16 protein-coding genes are annotated in these 25,198 nt (G+C 44.6%); 13 read left to right on the forward strand and 3 right to left on the reverse strand.

Going from position 1 to position 25,198, the window contains the following annotated elements; translation table 11 throughout:
* Positions 1–93: 93 nt before the first annotated feature.
* The 9 genes from msrA to ACJJI6_RS03590 all read left to right on the forward strand — a co-directional run bounded on the left by msrA (position 94) and on the right by ACJJI6_RS03590 (position 12,129).
* The gene (gene msrA, locus ACJJI6_RS03550; RefSeq protein WP_282932528.1) at positions 94–717 is read left to right on the forward strand and encodes a peptide-methionine (S)-S-oxide reductase MsrA; all 624 of its coding nucleotides are present in this window, start codon (positions 94–96) and stop codon (positions 715–717) included.
* A gap of 328 nt (positions 718–1,045) precedes the next feature.
* On the forward strand, positions 1,046–1,720 hold the full coding sequence (locus ACJJI6_RS03555; RefSeq protein WP_444917437.1) for a YopT-type cysteine protease domain-containing protein: 675 nt from the start codon (positions 1,046–1,048) through the stop codon (positions 1,718–1,720).
* A 545-nt stretch (positions 1,721–2,265) separates the two neighbouring features.
* Positions 2,266–3,042 carry a hypothetical protein gene (locus ACJJI6_RS03560; protein ID WP_444917436.1) on the forward strand — a complete coding sequence of 259 codons (777 nt, stop codon included), beginning with the start codon at positions 2,266–2,268 and terminating at the stop codon, positions 3,040–3,042.
* Positions 3,043–4,078: 1,036 nt separating this feature from the next.
* Complete coding sequence (locus ACJJI6_RS03565) at positions 4,079–5,449, forward strand: DUF1254 domain-containing protein (protein WP_444917435.1); 1,371 nt, start codon at positions 4,079–4,081, stop codon at positions 5,447–5,449.
* An 898-nt stretch (positions 5,450–6,347) separates the two neighbouring features.
* Positions 6,348–7,127 carry a hypothetical protein gene (locus tag ACJJI6_RS03570; RefSeq protein ID WP_444917434.1) on the forward strand — a complete coding sequence of 260 codons (780 nt, stop codon included), beginning with the start codon at positions 6,348–6,350 and terminating at the stop codon, positions 7,125–7,127.
* Between the two features lie 1,256 nt (positions 7,128–8,383).
* Positions 8,384–8,572: a hypothetical protein gene (locus ACJJI6_RS03575; RefSeq protein WP_475712511.1), complete on the forward strand. Its 189-nt coding sequence runs from the start codon at positions 8,384–8,386 to the stop codon at positions 8,570–8,572.
* 83 nt (positions 8,573–8,655) lie between these two features.
* On the forward strand, positions 8,656–9,219 hold the full coding sequence (locus ACJJI6_RS03580; protein ID WP_475712512.1) for a hypothetical protein: 564 nt from the start codon (positions 8,656–8,658) through the stop codon (positions 9,217–9,219).
* Positions 9,220–9,744: 525 nt separating this feature from the next.
* Positions 9,745–10,314, forward strand: coding sequence for a hypothetical protein (locus ACJJI6_RS03585; protein WP_475712513.1), 570 nt, complete (start codon positions 9,745–9,747; stop codon positions 10,312–10,314).
* 951 nt (positions 10,315–11,265) lie between these two features.
* On the forward strand, positions 11,266–12,129 hold the full coding sequence (locus ACJJI6_RS03590) for a hypothetical protein (RefSeq protein ID WP_475712514.1): 864 nt from the start codon (positions 11,266–11,268) through the stop codon (positions 12,127–12,129).
* 280 nt (positions 12,130–12,409) lie between these two features.
* Here ACJJI6_RS03590 and ACJJI6_RS03595 read toward each other — a convergent pair whose 3' ends face one another.
* On the reverse strand, positions 12,410–13,018 hold the full coding sequence (locus tag ACJJI6_RS03595; RefSeq protein WP_444917430.1) for a YopT-type cysteine protease domain-containing protein: 609 nt from the start codon (positions 13,016–13,018) through the stop codon (positions 12,410–12,412).
* Between the two features lie 2,643 nt (positions 13,019–15,661).
* Between ACJJI6_RS03595 and ACJJI6_RS03600 the strand changes: the two genes are divergently transcribed.
* The 4 genes from ACJJI6_RS03600 to ACJJI6_RS03615 all read left to right on the forward strand — a co-directional run bounded on the left by ACJJI6_RS03600 (position 15,662) and on the right by ACJJI6_RS03615 (position 21,840).
* Positions 15,662–17,554, forward strand: coding sequence for a VCBS domain-containing protein (locus ACJJI6_RS03600; RefSeq protein ID WP_475712515.1), 1,893 nt, complete (start codon positions 15,662–15,664; stop codon positions 17,552–17,554).
* Between the two features lie 37 nt (positions 17,555–17,591).
* The gene (locus tag ACJJI6_RS03605) at positions 17,592–17,897 is read left to right on the forward strand and encodes a hypothetical protein (RefSeq protein WP_444917427.1); all 306 of its coding nucleotides are present in this window, start codon (positions 17,592–17,594) and stop codon (positions 17,895–17,897) included.
* Positions 17,898–18,304: 407 nt separating this feature from the next.
* The gene (locus ACJJI6_RS03610; protein WP_475712516.1) at positions 18,305–20,209 is read left to right on the forward strand and encodes a hypothetical protein; all 1,905 of its coding nucleotides are present in this window, start codon (positions 18,305–18,307) and stop codon (positions 20,207–20,209) included.
* A 953-nt stretch (positions 20,210–21,162) separates the two neighbouring features.
* Positions 21,163–21,840, forward strand: coding sequence for a hypothetical protein (locus ACJJI6_RS03615; protein ID WP_475712517.1), 678 nt, complete (start codon positions 21,163–21,165; stop codon positions 21,838–21,840).
* Positions 21,841–22,256: 416 nt separating this feature from the next.
* Here the strand turns inward: ACJJI6_RS03615 and ACJJI6_RS03620 are convergent, their stop codons facing one another.
* Both ACJJI6_RS03620 and ACJJI6_RS03625 read right to left on the reverse strand, forming a co-directional pair.
* Entirely contained in the window at positions 22,257–23,174 is a 918-nt protein-coding gene (locus ACJJI6_RS03620) for a helix-turn-helix transcriptional regulator (RefSeq protein WP_444917424.1), read from the reverse strand.
* 1,465 nt (positions 23,175–24,639) lie between these two features.
* Positions 24,640–25,029, reverse strand: a complete 390-nt coding sequence (locus ACJJI6_RS03625) for a hypothetical protein (RefSeq protein WP_475712518.1) — start codon at positions 25,027–25,029, stop codon at positions 24,640–24,642.
* Between the last annotated feature and the right edge of the window lie 169 nt (positions 25,030–25,198).

Raw genomic sequence — 25,198 nt, forward strand, 5'->3', positions numbered from 1 at the left:
CCACGGAATTATCCAGAGGCTCCCTGGATCTGGGAGGATAAGCGCCTTCGAGCTATCCTGACAAAAGAAAATACCTGCACTTGAGAAAACAGTATGCAATACGACAAATTTCAGATACCCGATGCGGACCAGGTGCTGCCCGGCCGGCCCCAGCCGATGGAGATCAGTGGCACCCACTTTGTAAATGGCAACACCATTAAAGAACCATTCCCCGAGCACCTGGAAGTCGCCATTTTTGGTATGGGATGCTTCTGGGGCGCAGAGCATGTGTTCTGGGATACGGATGGTGTGTTTGCCACTGCCGTTGGCTACACCGATGGCGCCACTGAAAACCCGAACTACGATGAAGTCTGCACCGGCCGTACCGGGCACGCAGAGGTGGTGAAAGTAATCTTTGATCCCAAAAAGGTGAGCTACGCAGAGCTCCTGCGGATCTTTTGGGATCACCATGACCCAACCCAGGGTATGCGCCAGGGTAATGATATCGGCTCCCAGTACCGTTCCTGTGTTTTCTGTCTGAACGAAGGCCAGAAACAGGAGGCGGAAGCGAGCAGGGCGGCTGTGCAGGAAGCGTTGGACGCCAAAGATCGTGGGTCAATCACCACCGAAATTAGCATGGCTCAACCGTTCTACTACGCCGAGGAGTACCACCAGCAATATATGGCTAAGAATGAAGACGCGGTTTGCCCAATTCTTCGCAACCCAATGCATGACTAAGAATTGATAGATTGCAGAAGCAGGCGACACAGCGGATGTCGCCTGTTTTCGCCATCCAGAACACGGCTACATCCCCCCTTAGCTTTCCCATTCTTCTAGATGCTCCCTGTATTTGGCTGTTATTAAATTATGGCCAAAATCTAAAAATTCCCACCCATTATCTAAAGTTCTGCCTAATTTTTGCCCGTAAGCTTATCACTTCTAACACGCTGCACTTGAGATTTCAGCAAGAGTCAATTTGAAGGGAAAAGAGCGTAAATGATATCCCTGCGTAAGAACTGTGTGCGTTTATTGCACTAACAACAAATTATTTGAGTAGTAGTAAAATATGTTTAATAGTGTTTATGATTTGGCTAGACAGCTTAACGGAGTGTGTACTTGGGATTTAAACCAAGCAGGGTCTGGAACGAGTGTCGGGTTTTGGCTTGGTTTTAATAGTATGTCCCAGTCCTTTTCTGCCGATTGGATCAAGCATCATGCTTATGACGACCATTTGGTTAATACCCTTGGCGGTGTCAAAGGTTGGAGTGGAGCGTATATTCCATTCAATGTTCATGCTTATTTACGAATAAAGAGTAGGCAAGATGAATGGAGTAAGTCAGGTGACTGGGAAAAGTATTACCAAAGGTGGCTAAGTCTAAATGGGCTGAAGGTATTGTCTTGGGGGAAAAATAAAGGCAAAGAGTTTGGTTATGCACGACTAGAACTGGCAAAAATCAATGGTGCATATGCATCGATCCTATTAAGTTATTCGAGTATGAGGCGCCCAAATGAAAGAGTCGCCGATGCACACTCAATGGCCGCATGGGTAGGGGCTCCGACATTTAATCAGTTGCAGCAAGATGCACTTTTCTTTGATCCAAATTTTGGTGAATTTTGGTTTCAGGACCGAGAGCATTTTTTCCTATTTTTTAATATATTGCTTACTCGATACTACAGGCCCAAGTTTGGTTATGACTCCTGCCTTATTGATAGAGTTTGGAAAAGTAGTTCTTGTAGGTGATATATTTCGTTTAACTCTAAAAATATTGAGAAGGAACTAATTTAGGGGATTGCTAATGGCCTAGTAAGTGGACTTGCAACTTTGAACCAAAAGGCCGGCTTTTAATTTAAAAAAGGTACCTCTATATCCCGTGGATTTAGACCTGTTTGAGTCCCATGGAGGTACCTTGATTATAAAATAGTCTCTGTAGGTAACCATACAATCGTCAGTAAGCTATGGAAGGTTGTACTTGATACCTGCGTAGGTATTAATGGTAGCAATATATTTAATGTCGATATTAAAAGGAGGTTAAAGGGTAATTAGTACTATATCTACCAGGGAGGGCTAACCTGTAGTTGAGCAATCTAGCCAATCAAACACCCTAGATGTCATGCAGGCGGAAATCCTTAGCATAAAATCCTCAAGGGCTGGGATCCAATAGGTCGCAGTTGATATATACGGTTCTCGTGGAAAAGGTGGCTAATAGTAGATGGTGTGTGATACCTGAAAGCTTCAGATTTTCGTAGATGTAAATAAATTAATGCTTGAAAAAAGGATTTGAATTTATGCACATTGATCGAATTGCGAGGATGTACGGTGGAGTAAAAACTTGGGCGTTTACACAGACTACAACACGATTGCGTGTTTACCCATGGTATGCAATCCATAGTCCAAAGGGAATTTGTGAAGGCCTATCGGCGAACTGGGTTAAGACGAATGCCCTGGATGAAACAAGCTTACCTGCTCAATTGGGGTTGTATCCGAAGCGAGTAAAGCTTGGACCGTTTACATATATAAGGTACCAGTCCTTAAATATAACTCATCTAATGAAAGTAGCAAAACAGTTTAAGGCCTGGAGAGCGACCGGTCGTCAATCTGAAGAAATTAAGGAATGGTTGATATGGCACGGCCTTGAATACAAGTTGGCTTGGAGTGATTCCTCTGTAGATAGAATGGCTGCTAATAGGGTTGAGATTATACCGGGACAGCCCCGGCCTGCACTAAGACGGGAGCCCCCAAATAATATTGCTTTATCATTGCAGCTACGCAATTTATATGATGCATATGCAATGATAACTTTCGGAGGGCGCATTAAAATGGGGATGTTTTCGATGGGAGCGGCGCACAGTGTGGCCGCTTGGCTGTCTAACCCCAATGTCCCGTGGCGTACGGAGGTGGGAGCACTATTTTTTGATCCCAATTACGGTGAGTATCGTTTTTCAACCAGAGATGATTTCTTCCGCTTTTTTGAAAGCTATTATCGGACTGCTTATATGTCTGGGGGGAGTCAATACACGGGCTACTGGGCAGTTGATGCTTACGTAAAAAGGTATGTTGGATGACGTTATGTAAAGATTTTTGTAATGACAAATAAGCTATGTGAAAGATGCCAGCCGCTAACTGGCTGGTATCGGCTGCTATTTAGTTGCGTATTTACGTTGTTTCTGAGGGTGTCAGTCTATATTTTACTTTGTAAATTTGTGTGAAATGTAATTGGTTATAAGATCCGTACGCCATAGCTATAAGTCTGTATGTTTAAATTGACGTTTGATTATCCGTAGTATTGGTGTGTCCCTTTCAAATCGTAAAAGCGATTGAATATTGTCTCTAGAATTCCCACATTTGTAATTGGCGTCTCACAACCAGTGGCTCTGCTCAAAAGTTATCATTTGCTTCCGGTTAGCTCGTCATCAGGAGAATCCACTTTAAGATGGGTGCACTGTGAGAGATTGTGCGCAGAAGTAACCCAGGAGAACAATGGTTACATACAGCTTCATACAACTCATAATTAAAGCTATTGTTTCGCCGGAAGGTGTTTTCTTGAAGCGTTTAGGTTGGTTGGTATAGATAATATTTCTGAATTAACCGTATGGACGAGCAACTTTGTATTTTGGTAGTTATTTTGTGTGTTTATTTGTTGGGTAGGATTATTTCTTTGCTTTTTTATGTTTGGGGTGGGAGTTATAGATACTCTACTGGAATATAGGTTTGCGAATAAGTGCGTTATACGACATCAAGGTAGATGGTGCTTGAAACTGTAAATTCTATACGTTTTTGGGATAGGTTTTGTGGTCTGCGGAGTTAAATCTTGGTGGACTTTATAGGTTGCAAGTTTCCGCAGATAGATGCTTGCGCCTGTTAGTAATTGTGATAATGTATATTGATGGATTGAAAGGTTGCGAAAATGTGGCCTTTAGATGCAATATTGGGTGTGCAGCTACAAATGCTTCACCTAAGAAAATAATAAAAATTAATCGAGTAGTGAAAAATCTGGAGCCTAATTTCGGCCTAATTCAGGTGGCTATTTTTTGTTGTCTTATGTGTATCGCTAGCGTTATAGGGGCATAATTTTATTCAATAACAAGTACATAATAATCTATGAATAAATTTACTGGTGTCTTGGTGGTTGCAGTTTTTCTAGGGGCGATCATTGGCTGGTATAGTTTTAAGATTCTCAAACAAGGGGCTAACGCCTACTTGTTTGCTTACCCTTTGGTAGTGATGGAGGCTACCCGTCAAAGTATGGCTGTCGATTTCGTATCCGGAAGGGAATCTAATCACCTATACCATATGCACAGTTTTCCGGATCATACCTTTCGAAATGTGGTAAGACCCAATAATGATACGCTTTACAGCGTAGTATGGTTTGATCTTACTGATGGTCCCATGGTTATTTCTGTGCCAGCGATGGAGCGCTATTACATACTGCCATTTATGGATGCTTGGACCAATGTTTTTGGTAGCATAGGTACTTCCTCTAATAATGGTGAATCGGGTGAATATTTATTGGTTGGGCCCGAGTGGAGTGGTTCAGTACCGGATGATCTTGAGGTTATTCGTTCTCCTACTTTAATGGTGTGGATGATAGGCCGCATTGAAATCTATAGTTATGAGGATGTAGCCAATGTAGCTACCATCCAAGAGGGGTTTGCAATTACCCCCTTGTCTCGCTGGCCTGACGGTGAATCGTTTCCATCAACGGTAATTAGCGAGAGCCGGATTAATCAGCATGATAACCCCAAGGCTTTTGTCGACAAGCTTTCTGTCGACGAGTTTTTTCAGCAATTTGTTAGCTTGTTGCGAAAACAGGCCATCGTGCCCAAGGACCCGCTTGCATTAAAAAATTTAATGCGCTTTGATTTGCTGACTAAAAATGATTTCTCGCTGGATAGGCTGCCTTGGTGGCGGCGTGTGGCTCTCACTATGGGATCCAATATTGCTAACCAACGTCTTCATGAGGCAACTGAAAGCAGGCGACAAGATAACCTTGAAAATGGTTGGAGAGTCTGGCGGGATACGATTGGTGAGTATGGCACCAATTATGCCACTCGTGCGGGCGTTGCCATGGCGGGCCTTGGTGCGCTAAAACCGGATGAAGCAGTATACCCAACGACTTACGTGGATAGTCGGGGAGAATTTCTCGATGGAGAAAACAGCTATCGACTGGTATTTCCATCAGCACCACCAGGTAATGCCTTTTGGTCCCTGACGCTCTATGATGTTGATGGCTATCTGGTAAATAATCCGATAAATCGCTACCTTCTCAGCAGCCGAGACCCTCTGATCGTTGGCCCGGATGGGGCCTTAAGTATTTTGATCGCCAATAAGGCACCGAAAGGGAACATTACAAACTGGCTGCCCTCCCCAAAAGGTGAGTTCAGCTTAACTCTTCGTATCTACAATCCATCGGATACCTTTTTGAATGGCAAATGGATAATGCCGGGAGTCGAGAAGCTCCATCATTACTGAGCGATGAATGCAGTATGGTTTAAATCGCACTTCTTAATAAATTCTTACTCAACAATTCAAACTCTCGGTGCCTAACTGATTTTAGTGATGGGCTAGTTGCTGAATAATCCCACGATGCCTCTACGGAACTTAAAGGCTACAGAGGCTAGGCCGCACTCGCTGCGGATAAACCTACCATTGTAAGAGCTGCAACGTGTTACCGTTAAGCCTAGCGCTATGGAGTTTTCATGGAGATTCACACCCCGTATTGCGACCTGTTGAAAGGTCTAGGCCTTCTTACAAGGTCGTGCATAGATTTTGGCCTGCTCTGAAGTCTGGATGCATCATGGAATTACTCACAGCCGCCCTGACCCAGATCTACCAACACGCAGATCTTTAATATGCTTGCATAAACAACGAGTACAGGCTGATATAGGGATAGGAGGCAACCTTTGCTGAAGTAACTGACTTTCAGGTGTTTACTAAATTATTTTATGGTAAAAGCTTTAGAAATGTTTGGACGGGCAGTACTTGTTATAGTGAAGAACTTGAGAGTATATTGAGGGTGGAGGGCTATGGAAGCAGATTCCTTAAAAAAAGAATAAAATAACAGTAAATACTATTTGACGCGACTGTGAAAACACCGGCTATCAATATTTTAGGGTAAGCTTGACCTTCTAATTAAGGGTCAGCAATAAAAAGGACGTTAATGGTCCTCGGCTTCATCTTCGAGTATATAGAAGCGCACTACAGCTTGCTTTCGCAATTTAATTATCGGCAGCATATTTTTATGCTTTGGGTTGTTTTTTTCAATATTGGACATATTTTTATTAAGGCGTTGAGTTGCAGAGATCTTTTAAGGTATAAGAAATATCAACTTTGATTAAATGGGACTTGATTTCAAGTATTAAGTGACTCTATGACAAACTTAAGAATATCTACAGGAATTTCTCAAAAAAAGCCTTCAGAATCCTTGCAGAGAAATAAAGACGAGAGGGTAGTTGTAAAAGATAGGAGGTTGAAATTTTCTAGGTTGATTGGCTATGGATTATCTTACAATAATTATAGTTTGCGTTTTCCAAATGCTTTTAAGGCTGTTGCCAGTCAAATACAGGCACGAAATAAGTCTGAAAAAATTCCGCCGACAGATGCTGCTGATGAAGAAATTGCGGAGATTATGGCCGATTGTAATACGAAGCAAGCTACTGGCTTGAATGTGATTTTTAAGCCTATCCTTGAAAGCCGCATAAGAGAGCTTGAAGATAATGTAGGTGGGTTGGTTAACTTCAATTTGGCCGGCAAGCAAATAACTGCTCAAAGTGTACCTACCTCCAAATATAAAACGGTTAACCCGGAGCAGGTTAGTCATCTTTGTTCCTCGTCTTTTGCTCCTTGTACTCCCGTGGTTGTATTTGATAAGAATGGTCAATGTACCCTTGCTCACTATCTTGGCATTATAGTATCTAGAGATGGTGGGCTTAGCACGGATATTTTAAATATAGAAAGTGGTAGTGAGGTATTTATTGTTAGAAGACCGGGATCAAAAAGAAATTATGTTAGAGCCTCCGCGATAGCTAAAGCAATTGAAAAGACAGGAAGGAATGTTAACATTATCGATCTGGATAATTCAGCAACGAATGTAAGCGTTTTGTTAAATACTAAAAATAGAACTTTGTTGGTCTATGGTTTGCCGGGGTGACCTGGGAAGGATTAGGGATTCCTAGGTTCGATTAGTTTAGACCTGATAGTTACCGATTTCTTATAAGGTGTTCTGTCAGGTCTAATTCAGTTTGTGAAATTATCTTTCCGGATGCTTTTACCCTCTGCAAGGGTTGTCGTCGGTGTGCGCTCACAATACTCTGTTCCTGCCGAGTGTGATCATTATGGCAATATACTAGCTATTTCCCCAAATCCTTTTGAAGCTCTTCTATTAACCCATAGATCTATCGTCGTAATGAAGGCTGCTAGAGTTCTTATAAAATGTTTTTTGCGGCGTGAACGGATGTATATTCGCTTGTGGATGTTTTATTCCATTAATACTTAAGTACAACTGATAATTATGCTGCCCCAGCGTTCCGCAATATCCAGTACTCTGGCCAGATAGGGTATGCAGTACCGGCAGGTTATTTATGATGGGAAACGACAATACTCGATTGTTCAAAGAAGTTACTGCCGTGATTTGTGCCTTAGTGGTGCACAGATAGCAATGGGTAACCTTTGCATGGGTATTGACAAACGACGCGTTGATAAACACGTTCAAGATCCTTAAATGTCCCCTGCGAGCTTGGATGACTGGGGCGTTAAGCATCAATTTCACTTGAGGTTGCAGTCACGCTGCATTCTTTCCAAAGCCTGAGTCTGCGATTCCACTAGGCTCACCCCCCTTCACAACTACCTTGGCTTTAAGCGCTTTTGATCACAGTTGGAATTTGGCTTGGTTATATTCAAGCCTGTTGCGCCGAACACAACTGGGAGCCGCAAGTAGGCCACGCTTGCGTAGTTCATCTCAGTTTCGAGTCTGCCCACGAGCAGGCTCTTGAAGGGCAGATGACGTCAATCTTGTCCAATCGACGGATACCTCCTCAAAGGCTCTTTTAGTGAGAGTGGGCTCCCTATTAGGGGGGGGAATATTGGTTGTGGTGATGAGGGGGATGGCTATCTCTATTTTGTGGTTAGTTCCAGTTGGACGTGTCATTAAGCACAGCTTTTAAACTAGATAGGGGTTCAACCTCAGCCTTGATTCGCTGAGCGTCCGAGCTGCCCGCGCCTAAAAATCGGTGCCAGGGAACTCATTTAAGCTCAAAATTTAAAAATTTAGGGCCGTTTGTGAAAGATCCAGAAAGTTGAATAGGGGTAAAATTCAGCTTGAGCAAAGGGTTGATGTTAAGCCCTTCAGGTTAAAGTGGCCTATCTGACATCCTTTCCAGTAAAAATGAACTGTATATGGAGTGAAAAATGCCCCCAGAATTACCCATTGGTAGCGCCACAAAAAAGCAGGCTGTAACGAGTGCGCCTGGCGATAATGATCGCGGCCAGGCTCGTCATTCACAGAATAGAGTGGCGGATAGAAGGCGTGAAGCGCAGGCTGAGTTAGGGAAACAGCTCAATAATGCGGGGCAGCCTCAGGGGGGGATAAAGAAATAGAGCCTAAAAATCCTATACTTGTGTCCGCTTCCGATAGTATAAGATCAGCTAATGTAGCCCCTTCCAGCAACCCTCGGGCGCAAATGTTAAAATCTATAGGCTTTCTAAGAGAGTCCTTTGGCAATGGTCCGCATCTTCGAGCGTGCTGTGGACCTTTTAGTGAGCTTATTGCAAACAAGCTTAATGAGCAGTTCCAAGATGTGTCAGCAAAAGTCTATCAATTGGCAGATGCCTTGCCCGGCAATAACGCTAGGCATGCGATATGTATAGTCCGGGATAAAAAGAATCCGAATGAATTATATTTAGTTGATGCAACAGTTAAACAATTTGATTCACGTAAATCGGATCGATCGCCGACTCCTGTTAAAGGTGGAGGCTTCACGGATGAGATTAATAAGAAAATTGAGGAGTTGCGTGAGCTGGGTTTCACTAGATTAACGGATGAATTTGCAAAAATTTATGCAGATTTTTTTAATTCCAATGATAAGAAGTGGCATGAGCGGGATAGTGCAAAGTTGCCAAGGTCGTCAGAATTTATTATTAATAGGTTGGCGACTCAAGGTAAGTTCGTTAGAAATTTATTTGAAGGGGATGAGGCTGCAGCGGACAGGTGGAGAAAAAAGGCGGTTGATATATTTTTAACTTGATGTGTTTCTTTAATGGTAGGGTGTTACACAGTGGTTTTTAAGAGAGGTGAAAGTGCTGGCATGTATGTAAATAATAAATCCAAGTATCGACCACCTCTAACATTTAATAATAAGAAATAGTTTGGTTGAACGGGGCGTGCTTTCGGTGGTTTCAGGCATTCAATATGTAAAGGTAATGGACTTTGGGTCGATTTCTACTGGCTATTGAGCATAGCTGACATACTTGGTGTGTGGCGTAAAGAGTCAGCATAGTCGGATGTCTCATTAAGTGTAGTTTTAAATTAGATGGAAGTTAAATTTTCTGGCCTGGCTTACTGCGTACCAGAACTGCCTGTATCTAAAAATCGGTGCCAGGGAACTCATTTAAGCTCAAAATTTAAAAATTTAGGGCCGTTTGTGAAAGATCCAGAAAGTTGAATAGGGGTAGAATTCAGTTTGAGCAAAGGGTTGATGTTAAGCCCTTCAGGTTAAAGTGGCCTATCTGACATCCTTTCCAGCAAAAATAAACTGTATATGGAGTGAAAAATGCCCCCAGAATTACCCATTGGTAGCGCCACAAAAAAGCAGGCGGTAACGAGTGCGCCCGGCGATAATGATCGAGGCCAGGCTCGTCATTCACAGAATAGAGTGGCGGATAGAAGGCGTGAAGCGCAGGCTGAGTTAGGGAAACAGCTCAATAATGCGGGGCAGCCTCAGGGGGGAAATAAAGAAATAGAGCCTAAAAATCCTACATCGGTTACTGCTGTCGATAAAAGAGAAGAGGTGTCTTCTCTTGCCAAAAATAAAGAGAAAGAAAGTGGGCTGCCGGAGAACCCACCCTCTACTGAGAAATCTTTAAAGAATTGGCATAATTTCACGAAGGATGAAAAAAGTGAGAAGGTGGAAGAGCTTGCTAAGGAGTATAAAGCGAAATTCGAGAAGCCTCCAACAAAGTTTGCGTTCGAGTTAGTGCGTGAACCTGAACCTGAACCTGAACCTGAACCTGAATTTGAGCTTGAATCTGACTATGGCTCCGATTGTAGCTCTGAGGCGGAGGTTAATCTCTTTAATGAGAATGGTGAGGCTGGAGAAGATGCGTTCACCTATTTACGTTAGCGTTAGCCCCGGCAAAACCCAATATTCTTGGCGTTAGCAAAGGGGGATAGCTTGTGCTGGCTTCGGCCCCAAGCAATCCCCCAAGCACATTGATAATCATGGTGTGATAGCTGATAGGTCTTCATTGTTAATGAGGTCTATCTGACAACTCTTTCTAATCAATATGTACTGTATGTGGAGTGAAAGAGGCTCCTTAACTATCGGAAGTGGCAAAAAAACAGGCGGTAACGGGTGCGACTTCTGATAATAATTGAGGTCAGGTCCAGAATTCACGGCTTAATCTGCTAGAGCAAAAATAAGAAAAGCTGGATAAGCTGAAAAAGCAATTTCTTAATGTGAGCCAGCTCCCCGAAAAAAGTAAAGAAAGGGATGCTAAAAATCCTGTATCTATTCCCTTTGCCAGTAAGATTTCTGCCTCTAAGCGATAATTGCTGTTTAAAACAGATGCAGAGCGCAAAAACAAATATGAGGGGGCGCAAGCAATTTTTTCAAAGCATAAAGAATCAGATAAGGCTCGATTGAATGTTCATTCAGTAGCGGTAGAGGTGCAAAGTCCGAATAAGCCCGCCCCTGAATAGGAGGCTTTTAATTTTAATCCGACACCAATTTATATGTCGCCTGTCCTGCAACCTACTGTGATTGCGGAGCGGAAGGCAATGGAAGAATTCATTAAAAGCTTCAATCATGAAAAAATATAACACTTGAGGAGTGCTCAAAAGGATTCAGAATGGATCTCCTTGAAACCCTGAAAAGGAAGGTGAACCGGCTAAAAATTTGGAGCCCTCAGGCACCAAGTATTGCTTAGATGAGCTGTATTGGGCTATGGAAGAAACGAAAAATGATCCCAGCTCCTTTAAGGCAAGCATTGGGGTTATTGATACTATTAAGTCTATATTTTTAATTTAACAATCAGATATCACTATTAGATTGGCATTGTAGCCAAGGAAAAAAATGAGCTATCCATTTTCAAAAGTCAATAGTAAGCAAACCGCTCCCGCTAATAGAGTAGAAGCCCATGCAACAAGAAGGTTAACAAGGCCTGGAAGGTTTAGGCAGGCAAGGGAAGCGCTATTCTCCAGGATGGGTTTAGTAAGCAAAAAGCCACTCGCAATGACTAAGGCTCCATCAGCGATAACATCAAAGAGTGTCAGCGCAGAAGAGGAGGTTTCTTCTTCCTTAAAAAACGATAAAGAGCAGATGGGGGCGGCTATACAGCTTAAAAAATATTCGGCTGAAGATAAAGAGAAATCCACAAAGGCAGAGGCACTTTTTTTCTCAAAGTACCAAGAGTTAAAAGTCAAGATGGTGGATATTATGAGTGCTCTTGTGGAGTGTGATAGTTCGGATGGAGGCGTTGAGGAGTCAGCGCTTGAAACGGTTGGATTTGAAGAGGTTATCCTTAGCTTGAATGGCCTTCCGGAGGAGGATCGCTTAAATATAGCGCCAGACTTCTATAAAGCAAAGGCGGCCCTTTTGACAAGCTTTTATTATAAAGAGGATGCAAATGTCTTCGATTATTCATCGGAATTTAGATCTAAAGTTATTGACGACCTTCTAGAGAAATTTAACAGTTCGGACAGTGAATATCATAAATATCACATTAGCTCGCTGAAATGGGCTAAACAGAATATCAACGAGCTTGCTTTTTTTGAGAGGACCATTGGTATTATTTATGAGGCACAGAGTAGAATTAGACATGAGCTAACTCCAAAACAGCAAATGCAGCGAGGAGTAATCGACGTAGTGACGGCTGAACTAAAAAGAATGAATTGTCGACCCAATCAGTCTCTTTACGAGCTGTATCATAGGATATAAATTGTTCTGTAAATATTGTTACCTTCAGGGTTAGTGGAATTTGTAGTCAGGCCTTCCGGATAATCCTCTCCTTCAATAGCAGGAATGCCGGACGGTTTTTACCGAAACACTTCAAGGCCAATTATGATTGTTCTCGTTGATTCAACAGGATTGATTCTTGCTTGGCCTTGTAGTCGCTTGTTTTCCAGGAGGCGTTCTGTCAGGTCGGGCCCGAACTAATCGGGTTAAATTGCTAGGGTTCGCTGGAGTTTCTAGCGAGCATGCGTCCAGCGACCCGCTTTCACCTATTTCTTACCCAGCAAATTTTCCATGAGTCATATTCAACATCAGTGTTATATATGGTGCTAATCAGCAGATGAAGGAAAGTAGAAAATTTATCTCCAGACCCAAACTGGAGTTCACCAATATTGGGGTCGAAGAAAAACAGTCCATCATCACCGGAGAGCCATGCGGAGGCCGTATGGGGAGTACTTTTATCCTTTTTTGAGTAAAAGACGATTATCGCACAGCAACTATTTGCCGTTGATATAGTCTCTGGTAGGGTACCCAGTTCCCCGCCTTTCCACTCAAGATGCAGGTTGTTCAATCCCAGTAGTTGCAAATAATGGTCCCAAGAGCTGGGCCCTAGCTGTGAATGGACATCTAAATGTGTAATATAACTATAAAAATTGTCATTGAATGAAATATATTCTCCTTTATCAAAATAACCGCCCAGCCTATGGTGTAAATGCTTACCATCGGAACGATATTTAACCCAATGGGCACTTAAGCATACACAGGCGCTAAACTCCTTTTTTACACCCAGCACAGGTAGACCCTGATCAAAATCCCATGCAAGCCTGCCTTGAAACTTACGCGCCAGCTTAAGCGCACACCCTCTACCAGTCATCACTTAACCCTTTAATTGCTAATGCCACTATCAACACCTGCTCTCTCCAAATGCAAAATCTAAGGTGCCTCTGAAAGCCCCGTAGAGGTATTGCGGAATTTTTCAGAGGCTCCGTAGGTTCTTAGAATTAACTTAAAACCATACCCTCATGTACACTGCGGCTTGACGCCGTTAAAAAACATAACGTGACACGACAGGTCCATCCAAGGGGGGCAAATAACTCCGTGATACCACTAAAATAATATCGGGCTAGCTGTCCCTGAAGAAAAAATGTGTACCCTACATTCCTTAAATGGGAATATCTTTTGATATTGGACTGATATTTTTATATTTTGGACATTTATTTGATCGCTCCCCGGCCAACGGTTTTGTTGGTGGTGTAAGGCTTTGGTGTAATTGTTTGAATTGAACAGTGGGATTGAGCAGTCGGGTCGAGTGATATCAGCACTTGATACCGCCGCTTCAGCGTGGCTGGCAGACGGGGGCTATACTTTCGGCTTGTTTTGCGGCGGGACATCAGGCCTGGATACCTTAGCTATCGCCAGGTGTGAGGGGTGTTCCAGGGGCGGGGAGTCTCCGAATAATTCTGCGTTATCTCTGTCTTTCGGTGCGGTTTATAATCAGGATAAGACTTTACAGGAGCCTATGGATTTTTAAGTGGTGCAACGCTGGGCGTAAACCGATCAAAAAGTCCCCGAATGACACCTTGTAGATTGTATCTGCTGCATTGCTCCTTGTAAGAAGGACTGCGAGCCGGGCCTAATATCGTTAACCTTCAAGGTTCGCAGGCGGGGGCGAAAGTTCTCACGGCCTCCTCATTCAGGTTGTCATTCATGACTTCACTTGAATAGAGTGCAAAATAGCCCGGTTCCTGATTGACACTATTCAAAAATCATCCCAGGTTAAATGTACTCTCTGGGTACGGGGAAATCCATCAGATGCCTGCAAATTATAGGAGCTGAAATCATCCCAATATAGAGATGTAGAATCGGGCTTGGATATAACTGATGGGGTCAATGGATCCGATTCTCTCAAGTCCGCATTAAAGTGCGGATACTTTCCTTTGCAAGGAGCCTCTTTAGCTTTGTCTGGAGTGGTACTTTTTAAGGGTGGGTTCTCAAGTGACTTAGTTTTTAGCGTGCTGTTTATTTTCTTAAAGTCACTTGAAAATAATATCCTTGATTTCGTAAGTGTACTCTTACATAAGACTATTTTCTTTGGAAGGTTGAAAGCTATCTTCTTGGGACTCAACAGTTGCGTGGAGGCAAAAGCAATTTTCTTACACTTGCTAACTGCTTTTGCGAAATTGCTCGTATGTTCACGATAGGTATTTCGCGCCTGGCCCACCTGTTTTAGTGGGCCAGACTTCGTGGCTGTTAAGCTTTTTATGGGCATATGTCGCTCCGCGCGATTGGTTCCTGAGAGGCTGCCGTTTAGGTCTATCAATAAAGTTTTAGTAGGGTAATTACGCAGCACCTATAATAACCAAGTTTTTATTCTGGTTGCACCCTTTAATAGATCGTTTTAGGGGTTAGGTGTGGTTTCGGTTTGAGGCTAAATTTGTTAGGGAGCCTCTGAATAACTCCGTGATATCTCTGGCATGCAGAGCGGTTCACAATCAAGGCGCGGCTTCGCAGGAATGTCTAGACCTTTCAAGAAGTCGCAACGCGGAGTGTGCATCGCTCTGCAAGCCCCGAAGGGCGGGCCTTGAAGGCCACAGCTGCTGCGTTGCAGCTCTTGCAAAGGGCTACGGCCATTCACGGCGAGCTGCGCCTAACATCTGCAGCCTTCAAGACCCGCAGAGGCATTACGGAGTTATTCAGAGGCTCCTTAGCTAAGTCCAATAGTTCGCAGGCTGAGGGGGGGGATTTGCTTGGTTCCCAGGAGTTCTTAATCCCGGGGTGCAATTTCTGAACCCGCCTGGGCTTACACAGAGTCGTAACGCCTTAAAGGTGTCACCTTTAAGGATGTAAAGCTCGTATCTATGTAGATATAGAAGCTACAGTCTGTCGCGAGCGACTTAAAATAGGTATGGCCAGAGTCCCGCCTAGAAAAGCCATTATCGAGCCCGCTTTAAATACCATGGGAGATTTTTGTGGGCGAGGGAGCTTAGAAAATACAGCAATTGCGACCCTAATTTCTCAAAATCCAGCTAGTAGGCACAGTTAATTTAGCCAGTAATGCATAGCGTCTGCACATTGTTGCCTGTGACTTATGGATTGGAACTTATACATGACTCAATTTTAATGCTCTCGCGCCAGAGGTGTATAGAAAGTTGCTATGTTAGGGTAATTAACCTATTGCAAGATCTCGATCCGATATCGCTTTGCCATGATAGCTTGCTAGTGCGGGAGTCAACCGGCCCGCATTAGCAATTGAATAGAGGATCTTGCTTTTATCAAAAAAAGCCCAAAAACTAAAATAACCGCATCAAAACCTAAAGCGCTTGACGCCAAATGAATAAATAATGGCGGCCTGTAAGGTGATGTAGAACGCTCTATAGAAATGAATAGAGTTTCTAATTATAGCTAGTATTGGATACGGCTAAACATATTTCGTACGTTAATAACAAAACTGGTTCACATTTTCAGGTCGTATCCTTACTTGTTCACGGGCTCCTTATAGTTTAATCGAGGGAAAGGCATGGTGAAAAATCTTAGGCTTGCTTCAGCATTTATTATTTGTGTTTTATTGGCCTCTTGTGGTGGAGGTGGTAGTTCTGGGTCAGAGGCCACAGGCTCAGACAGTGCTTCATCAAGTGGTTCGGGCTCAGGCGGTTCAGGCGGTTCGGGTTCAGGCGATTCAGGCGGGGATGGCACAGGTTCAGATGATAGTGGAAGTTCATACACTATAGATGGTGGATCAGGCAGTATTAAAGAGGATTTGGAAGAGGAGATTACAGGGGAACTCAAAGACGTAAATGGTAAGGATGTGACATTTGATTCAGGTACTTTCCAAGGTGATTATGGAGAGTTTTCGGTCGATTCGAGTGGGCACTGGATCTATGCTATTGACGAAGAGTTGTCTAACCCCATTGCTGGGGGGCAAACTGCTAAAGACTCTTTTCAGGTGGGAATAGTTGGAACTGATGATACAGCTACTGTTTCTATTAGTGTGTTAGGGTTTGATGATCCTTACGCGTTGAACATTAAAAGCCCCCTGGCAACCCTGTATGTAGAAAAGGTAGAATTTTCTTCTGGTAATCTCACTATAGATGACGTTGATGGTAATACGCCCAATTTTACAGAAGAAAAAGTTCGGGGGGCATATGGTGACCTCGAAATTTTCAGTAACGGATATTGGGAGTATTCTCTCACAGAAGCCTCCCAAAGTTTAGAGGTCGGCGAGTCGGTCCAGGATATCGTTGATATTAAACTGAGTGATGGTGCCTCTCACCCTGTAGTGTTTGAAATAAAAACGGTAGAAAATACGGAACGTAGCGTCGTATTTATTTATATGGAGTTTGATGATAAGTCGGCACTGGAAGCCTACAGTGTACCTGACTTGGCTGATTTGTTTTTCAATAATGATGACTCTATATCTACGATATTTTCAAATAATTCTCTGGGCCAATATGAATTTATTCGGCACCGTGTAAATGATAAGTCCCTGGATAACTATTGTTATGGGAACCCTGGCCAAGAGAAGAGCGCATTAGACTGTATTGTTTATCAAGTCCCTGACAAAATTAATGGTGATGCGCTCAGTTATAAGGAGCTATATGAGCGTGAGCACTTGGGTGGTGAGTATACAGATGGAGGATTGACGTTCAGCAAGGAAGCCGCTGCATGGGCTAAAGCTACTTATGTCGATGAAAACAATGAGCCATTGGACTTAAATAAATGGGACCATTTGGTTTACCTTTTTCCTGAGTCTATATTTGGACTTGCGGTTTTAGGTACCGCCTCTAATGGCGGTAACTGGACAATGGTGGGGCTGCAAAATGGTTCTTCGGAAATAACCAAGCTCACTTTTATGCATGAGATAGGCCATAATATGCGATTTGGCCATTCTGGTGTAGACCGCAACAATGATGGCCAAGTGGATGTTGGCGCAAATTACTCTGGAACCGGTGAGATAATGGGAAACACCTGGAGCCAGGTGTTTGGCAGCGGCCATCGAGACTTACTGGGCTGGTATGACCTGTTTCCAGAATACACGCAAACAATAACGCCGGTTGCGGGTATGGTCCAGACGGTTGAGCTGCAGGCAATACAGCTTCCATTAAATGAGCTATCAAAAGAATTGCCGCAACAAGTGAAGATTAGCAGCGCGAACAACAACCATGGGAATGACAACTATTATATTAGTTATCATATCGAACACGATATCATGAATTCAAATCTCTGGAATGTTGGCCATATAACCATTAGCTACTTACCCAACAATGATTTCTCGCCAGTATATACGCGTGTTTCTACTCTGAAGGAGTTTGGAGATGATTTTATTGATTACAATAATGGGCTTAAAATAAAGTTTGAAGCAAAAGATATCAGTAAAAATACTGCAACGATATCAATAACTTATAACGACTAGACAGATTCGGAAAGTTCAAGATAGGGAGTCTAATATTATGCGCACACTGCTTTTTACTATTGGGTTGGCACTTTCAATAATCGCCCATGCAGGGGAGCACTTTAGCGGAATCGTTGAGGAAGAAATAGTTTTCGACACAATAGATATTGATAAGTCGGAGTACTTTTTTTCTATTAAAGATGAAAGCTCAGGTAGTTACTACTTGATAAATTCTGGGCAGGCAAGGAATAAAGGCGTAGGCATAGGAGATCGCGTTACTTTTTATGGTACGGCTAAAGGTAACCGTATTGATAATATAGAAAGTGTAAAAGTGCTGAAAAAACATGATCGGGATGATCTTTAAGGCGGCTAGTATTTAGTGAAGATAAGGGGCCCTAGAAAGGCAAGGTGATCGACACACGTTTGTCTACCGCAGCTTTAGTGGGCTCCAGCAAACTCAATTTTCTTTGCGGCCTGGTATTAATGTGAAATACCATATTGTTAATCTGTCTTTTTGGCAGTTTGTTGATTTTTATCAATTTCACAAGGTAACAGTTTATTAGTACGTTATTGATTTCGCTGATGCTTCGCACTTGCAGAATATTGCTACTTGTATATAGAAATACCTTTTTTGCCAGGGGCTCTTTCGTAAAGGCCGGCAGTATTGCATTGATATTTCACTGACAATTACAAAGTGCAACAAAATTAAAGGACCATAAAGAAAAGTTTGGATACTCCTCCGGTGATAATAGAACAATACGTTAGGTAAATATGACCAGCCAATATTTAAAAGCCATTGTTATAGCAGTACTTCTTTCTTTCCTGGCGGCCTGTAGCGGCGGGGGATCGGGTAGCGATGATTCGGCCACTGAAACGCCAGCTGTCGAAGACCCACCGACTGAAGACCCACCGGCTGAAGACCCACCGGCTGAAGACCCACCGGCTGAAGACCCACCGGCTGAAGATCCACCGGCTGAAGACCCGCCCGCTGAAGATCCACCAGCTGAAGATCCGCCGGCCACATCAAATGCCGTGCGGGATTTTGCGCTCGACTTTGAACCGATAAAGGTGTTCCGTTTCACCTGGACTGATGCTGCGAACGCCAGCCATTACCACCTATTGGAAAACCCCGACGGGCTCTCCGGTTTTACCCGGGTTGCAGAGGATATTCCGCAGGGGAGTGAAACCTTGGCACTGGAGGTGCCGCTCTATGCGCGGACCAATGCGCAATACTTGATTCAGGCATGTAGTGGGCAGGGTGACCAGGAGCGGTGCACCGACTCAGAGCCGCTGTCGGTTAGTGATTCTTTGGATTCTGCGGTGGGTTATTTTAAAGCCAGCAATACCAATGGATATGATTTCTTTGGAGGCTCTGTCAGTCTCAGCGCTGATGCTAACACCCTGGCAGTAGGGGCGCCTGGTGAGGGCAGTGGTGCCTCGGGAGTCGATGGCGATCAGGACAATAATGAGTTTCCGCTTTCTGGTGCGGTTTATATGTTTGCGCGACAGGATGCTCGCTGGGTGCAGCAGGCCTACCTCAAGGCCAGTAATCCCCCGGTTTCGGGCAGCTTTGGTAATTCTGTCAGTCTCAGCGCCGATGGTTCCAGCTTGGCAGTCGGTACTCGACCACAAGGCGCCAGTTCCTCTTGGGACGGCCCTGCAGCAGTGTATATTTTTATACGTCAGGATAATAGCTGGGCGCAACAAGCCTATTTGGAGGGTGATAGCGATACCAATAACTCCTTTGGTTTGTCAGTTAGTCTCAGTGCCGATGGCAACACCTTGGCGGTGGGTGCACCTTATGAAATAGCTAGTGCCAATGAGGATCAGGAGGATCAGGAGGATCAGGAGGATCAGGAGGATAGCGAGGCCGAAACTGCTGGCGCAGTTTATTTATTTACACGGCGGGACGACAGCTGGGAGCGGCAGGCGTACCTGAGCGCCGCTAATGCTGATACAAGTAAGCACTTTGGTTGGTCTGTCAGTCTCAGTGCTGATGGCAACACCCTGGCGGTGGGAACCCGCTATGAGGGGGGGGCGGTATATTTGTTTGCCCGCCAGAGTGATGCATGGATTCAGGAAACCTACCTGAAGGCTAACAGTATCGATGAAGTTGACGAGAGAGGTGTTTCAGTCAGCCTCAATGCTGATGGCAATGTTCTGGCGGTGGGGATGCCCAGTGATGCCAGTGGTGCTACAGGTGTCGGTGGTATCCAGGGCAGCATTGGAGCGGAAGATTCGGGCGCAGTTTACCTGTTTGTACGGCAGGGAGCTGGCTGGATGCAGCAGGCCTATCTCAAGGCCAGTAATGCCGAAGCGGGCGATTTCTTCGGCAGGTCGGTAAGCCTTAGTGCCGATGGCAATACCCTGGCGGTAGGCGCCGACAATGAGCATAGCAAGAGTCGGGGGGTTAATGGAGAGCAGTACAATAACCAATTAGAGGGCGCGGGCGCGGTTTATGTGTTTACCCGGCAGGGGGCCAGCTGGACGCAGCAGGCTTATGTAAAGGCAAGCAATACAGATTTACATGCATTTTTTGGTATATCTGTAAATCTCAGCGCCGATGGCGCTACCCTGGCGGTGGGCGCTTATGGTGAGTCCAGTAATGCCACCGGGATCAATGGTGACCAGCGCAATATTGACGCCACCTCTGCTGGTGCAGTCTATATTTATTAATTACCGCTCGGCCTTGTAAGGCCATCCCCCGCCGCTTTGGGTGGGGGCTCGAATAGCGGGTATTACCCACCGTTTAAAAATGATAGTGTCCTGGCTTTTTGCCTGGCCAGCAGAGCCTTGTTGGCTATTGGAACCTTGATTAATTTTCCTTCTCCGAGGCAATAGGGTTTCAGCAGTTCGACACCGTTTTTATAGTTCCCGCACCCGCAGAAACTAAGGAGCCTCTGAATAACTCCGTAATGCCTCTGCGGGTCTTGAAGGCTGCAGATGTTAGGCGCAGCTCGCCGTGAATGGCCGTAGTCCTTTGCAAGAGCTGCAACGCAGCAGCTGTGGCCTTCAAGGCCCGCCCTTCGGGGCTTGCAAAGCGATGCACACTCCGCGTTGCGACTTCTTGAAAGGTCTAGACATTCCTGCGAAGCCGCGCCTTGATTGTGAACCGCTCTGCATGCCAGAGATATCACGGAGTTATTCAGAGGCTCCCTAAGAAGGTTCATATGCGGGCCCGGTAACTTTGTGGATTTTTTAAGGCTATGGAGAGTCGTACTTACTGCTGCTAATAGGAGGGCGAAGTAAACCAGTCATCTCTGTGTCGGTCTCTATGGCTGAAAAGGTCTGATGCAATGTCTGCGCTCTCCACCGCTCGCTCTTCGGGATTCCCCGGGGCTTCCTGGATATTTCGTTTTAGAATGCCAGCGCATTCAAGTTGAGTGTTAGTGTTTATGTGGGCGGGGCAACCATTACCTACTGATTGGGCTTAGACAATCCTGCCTGTTGGGACTTGGCCCTAGTGTCATTCTCCCTGGAAAGCGCAGGGTGGAGTGCCTTATTCGCATGGACACCAATCTGGCGCAGTACCCTTCGCTACCGAAGGCGTTTATCAGGTGGCCGAAAAGACTACAATCTAAAAAAACAAGTTAAAACTGAAAGATTTAATTGGTCAATGGTCCCTACTATTGGATGTGTCTATCTCGATATGCCTGTGCTTACTAATCAGAAGCACTCATCTGGCAGATCCGACAATTATTACCGTTGACAAAGAAGGTACACTGATGGCCGGTCCGCGCATTAGCCGCAAAAAACCACAATTGAGATCTAGTGAGGGGGCGCCCGATACTGGGCAGAGCAAAAAAAAGGAAAGCTATTTTTCAAAGTTGAAAGAAAGAATCTTGAAATCCATGGGGGGCTTGAGAAGGGCACCTAATTCTAAAGGGGGGCAGCCAAAAAGTCCGTTAAAAATACAGCCGGTTAATCTCGGGAAAGAAGAGGGTGAGAAAGATATGAATCCCTCGGAAAAAAGCAAGCACTCACTAATGACCAGTAAAGGCCTTGAATTTAAAAAAACGGCCATTGGCGAAACGCCAGGGGAGGCTACAAGTCAGGATTCCAGGCTGAAAGAAAAAATACTGGCACTTGTAGATAGTAATTCTGAATCTTTATCATCGGATGCCGAAGATCTTCCACCGTTTCTAAAATTTGCTTCGGAAGTTGGTAATCTTGGACAGCTGGGTGCCCCTGATGAACTAATTGAAGAAATTCTAAATGGCGAGACTGACTCTGACTCTTCTTCAGAAGCTTCTGATTTTAGCTACCGCTATAAGAACTTCCTGGTGCCTTTGGGGCATAGAATATAAACCCATACGACAATTTTGATGATCTTACGCTCGTATCCTGGCGGGAGACACTGACTCTTCAAAGCTGAGCGATGTAGGAACCCTAGCGAAGTAACAACCGGAGAGGGGGGGATATAGATGGTACTACTAAAGCTCTATCATAGTGGGATACTAAAAAGCGTGCGAACATCGGGAGCTTCAAAAGCAGCAAGGCACAGGTTTAAGACTGATCTTCAACAATAGCGAACAACACCTAACACATATAACCTTCAGGCTAGGCAGGGAGACTGTAGATTTATTTACAGGCTCTTTAGTAATTCTAAGCTGCCTGGGGAAGCCGTAGTTTTTCTGGTTCTGGTTCTGGTTCTGGTTCGCAGTCGAGTATCGCTAGGCTAATGATACTCGACACTCTATTTGCCATTAAATAGGCCGAAATATCACGCTTTTTGGGCGATTTGTTTTGCCTCGGTAGGCGTGAAGCCATATTTAGCTTTGTAAGTCTGTGTGAAATATGACTGGCTGGAAAAGCCTGATTCCTCGGCAATATCTACGAGCCGCATATTGGTGGTGCGCAATTTAAAGTCTGCGTGACGAAGACGCTGCTCAATGAGCCACAATTTAGGAGAGATGCCATTAAATACCAGCCTAAATTTTCTCCTAAATAAGGTTAGGCACATTCCAATATTTTCGGCATACATGGCTACGGTCCAGCACTTGGTGGCATTTTCCTCCATATAGCGTTTAAAGCTATGGATCTCAGGATTTGCCCTGTCAAGGAGTTCGCCTGCAAGAATTTGGCCGTGTGTACTGCTTAATTTTAAGAGTAACAATTCTTCCAGCTTTAATGCACTCAGTTGATTGTCGCCAAGCTGCTTAACCAGCTTAAAGGATGACAAAGTCAGGTCAGTTAAATGGCAGTTGGGGAATATAATTGGCGTACTCCCTTCAGGGAACATTGGTTTTTCGACGGTGATCCTGTGTTTCTCGCTGTGCAACGAATGGTTATATCTTTTGCAGAAGCGGTTGAGCATGGTTTCCCGGATGCCGACAGCCACGATAACCGCTTGTTGGCCGCTACTGGTGTTGCTGAGTTTACAGCTGTGTCCTGAACCCGCTAGCCAAACCTGCCCTTTTGAAAGCTCAAAGGGGCTATTGCGAGAGGTGACCTTCGCATAGCCGGTGTCCATGATGATCAGGTTTAAAAAAGGGGAAAGACTTAACTCAATAGATTTTCCGGGTGGAACCAGTAGCGTCTGTATCTCAAATAAATCCCCACAATGTTGACATTCGACAACTATCTCCGTGGCCGTCAGTTTGCTCAGCCTCTCGTAAGAGGAGTATTCAATGCTTTTCACTTCTTAGTATTAAACCACTTTCTGATTAAGTCTTTGGGGATGGGTTTTGCTGCTTTAATTGGCAATTAACCCGGGCTGTTCAGGGTTTACTGGTGCAGGGGTTGGGTGTAGGGCTGCGCACAGGTTGGAATGACTCCAGCCTGAAGGGGGGCCCTGAATCCATTGTGGCAACACTCAATAATGGCTATTGTATTCGGGGCTTGGAGCCATGTTTTGTGTAATTGTTCGACATTCATCCCATACTATCCCTACTGTCACTCAGTACTGGCCGGTCTAGCCCTAATGTTACGTTTTCTAATGCTGAACGCTTTAGGTTTCGCGTTGACTTCTTTTGATCTCGGTCTTTTTGATGGTGCTTAAAGGGCACTACAGCCAAGCATCACCACTAAACAACGGTTTAAGGGAACTCGAAAAGTTCCACACGGATATTGCAGCGTTGTTCAGCTGGAAGCCGTGCTGCGATTAGGCCAAATTCGAGCCGCCCGATAACGGGATTGAAACTTTCATCTCCCAGGGGGGGCTTCATTGGCATAAAGTTCCGACTTGATAACTTGGGGAAAGTATCGTTACTGGCGACCCAAGCCTGGTCTTGCCGCCAGCACCTTCCCCTGTACCTGAGAGGCACAAGAACACCGATCCTAACGGACTATCGTTTGAACCAGCGTTGAAATTTAACCTCCAATCATTCTTTATCCTGGTGAAATTGATTTAGATCAAGTTGGGGCTTTGGGTTTTAAGAGTGTTTGATTTTCGAAATGTTATATAAGCAGTATGGCTGGCATTAAGGAGCCTCTGAATAATTCCGTAATATCTCTGCGGGCCTTGAAGGCTGCAGATGATAGGCGCAGCTCGCCGCGAATGGCCATAGCCCTTTGCAAGAGTTGCAACGCAGCAGCTGTGGCCTTCAAGGCCCGCCCTATGGGGCTTTCAGAGCGATTCACACTCCGCGTTGCAACTTCTTGAAAGGTCTAGACATTCCTGCGAAGTCGCGCCTTGATTGTGAACCGCTCTGCAAGCCAGAGACATCACGGAATTATTCAGAGGCTCCCTAAATTTAGAGGCTTTTCAGTGATACATACTATGTCGGTGAATTTTTCAATGATCGGTTTGCTGGATTCTCGCAACAGTCGATACAATTGGACGGTATTTCCTGGGCACAGGGGCGTGAGGTTGCATCAAGATTAGATTGTTGCTGGGGGAAAGTAACGGTAGAGCCCGTGTTTGCCAGGGCCGCCCTCTATAGAAAAGACCGGAATCGATTCCATCTTTATAGTACAAATGGCCATTTCAGCCCTGAACCGTATGCAGGAGCCTGAAGCGCGGTCTTGATAAGGCCGCGCTTACAGCTTAACCAGCAATTTTTACTGGCAGTAAATTTCAATCTCGCCCTGAGGAGATGGCTAGCTCACCTTTCGTGATCGCTAACTATCGGGCGATAATTTACCGTATTGATATAGATGGCGCTTTAAGTTATTGGAAGTTCACAATTACTACTTCCATCGGATTTTCGTAGCTCATAGTCATCACATTTATCGAATCTTCTGACTGCTGCAACTAAGGGAATTCTTCCTGCTCCTCTATTGTCCCTCTCGGAATCCTTAACGAGGTACTCTGAACCTCTAAATTCTTGTACATATGATTGTTTAGGCAGGTTGCATGTTCTTCGGCTATGGAATCCATACTTCTCCCTAAAGCGGTTTACTGCGGAAAAGAAACTTTTCTTTACGCCCGCTAGCAGCTTGGAAAAGCTGCTTTTATTCCCATCCTGTTCGTTTGTTGCGGGGGCGCCGCCATTGACTGCATTCAAACTTGTTGTGGAAGCTGCTCTGCTATTTGCTTGACCTACTCCAGCCATTCTTATACTCCTGGCATAACTTAAATTAGGTGTTGAGATTTAGTGGATGAGCTAGGTTTGATTAAGATCATTACCGCTGCATCATTCAGGTTAAATATTATGGAAATTTATCGATTAAGTCTTTTAGATTTGACCTGGAATTTTAGTTTCTGGACATATTTTGAATGGT

Source organism: Microbulbifer maximicatervae (SeqCode) (genome assembly GCF_056232625.1).

What these genes read in the sequence shown, in the direction of transcription:
- msrA (WP_282932528.1), top strand. Translation starts at nt 94, where the DNA reads ATGCAATACGACAAATTTCAGATACCCGATGCGGACCAGGTGCTGCCC.
- ACJJI6_RS03555 (WP_444917437.1), top strand. Translation starts at nt 1,046, where the DNA reads ATGTTTAATAGTGTTTATGATTTGGCTAGACAGCTTAACGGAGTGTGT.
- ACJJI6_RS03560 (WP_444917436.1), top strand. Translation starts at nt 2,266, where the DNA reads ATGCACATTGATCGAATTGCGAGGATGTACGGTGGAGTAAAAACTTGG.
- ACJJI6_RS03565 (WP_444917435.1), top strand. Translation starts at nt 4,079, where the DNA reads ATGAATAAATTTACTGGTGTCTTGGTGGTTGCAGTTTTTCTAGGGGCG.
- ACJJI6_RS03570 (WP_444917434.1), top strand. Translation starts at nt 6,348, where the DNA reads ATGACAAACTTAAGAATATCTACAGGAATTTCTCAAAAAAAGCCTTCA.
- ACJJI6_RS03575 (WP_475712511.1), top strand. Translation starts at nt 8,384, where the DNA reads ATGCCCCCAGAATTACCCATTGGTAGCGCCACAAAAAAGCAGGCTGTA.
- ACJJI6_RS03580 (WP_475712512.1), top strand. Translation starts at nt 8,656, where the DNA reads ATGTTAAAATCTATAGGCTTTCTAAGAGAGTCCTTTGGCAATGGTCCG.
- ACJJI6_RS03585 (WP_475712513.1), top strand. Translation starts at nt 9,745, where the DNA reads ATGCCCCCAGAATTACCCATTGGTAGCGCCACAAAAAAGCAGGCGGTA.
- ACJJI6_RS03590 (WP_475712514.1), top strand. Translation starts at nt 11,266, where the DNA reads ATGAGCTATCCATTTTCAAAAGTCAATAGTAAGCAAACCGCTCCCGCT.
- ACJJI6_RS03595 (WP_444917430.1), bottom strand. Translation starts at nt 13,018, where the DNA reads ATGACTGGTAGAGGGTGTGCGCTTAAGCTGGCGCGTAAGTTTCAAGGC.
- ACJJI6_RS03600 (WP_475712515.1), top strand. Translation starts at nt 15,662, where the DNA reads ATGGTGAAAAATCTTAGGCTTGCTTCAGCATTTATTATTTGTGTTTTA.
- ACJJI6_RS03605 (WP_444917427.1), top strand. Translation starts at nt 17,592, where the DNA reads ATGCGCACACTGCTTTTTACTATTGGGTTGGCACTTTCAATAATCGCC.
- ACJJI6_RS03610 (WP_475712516.1), top strand. Translation starts at nt 18,305, where the DNA reads ATGACCAGCCAATATTTAAAAGCCATTGTTATAGCAGTACTTCTTTCT.
- ACJJI6_RS03625 (WP_475712518.1), bottom strand. Translation starts at nt 25,029, where the DNA reads ATGGCTGGAGTAGGTCAAGCAAATAGCAGAGCAGCTTCCACAACAAGT.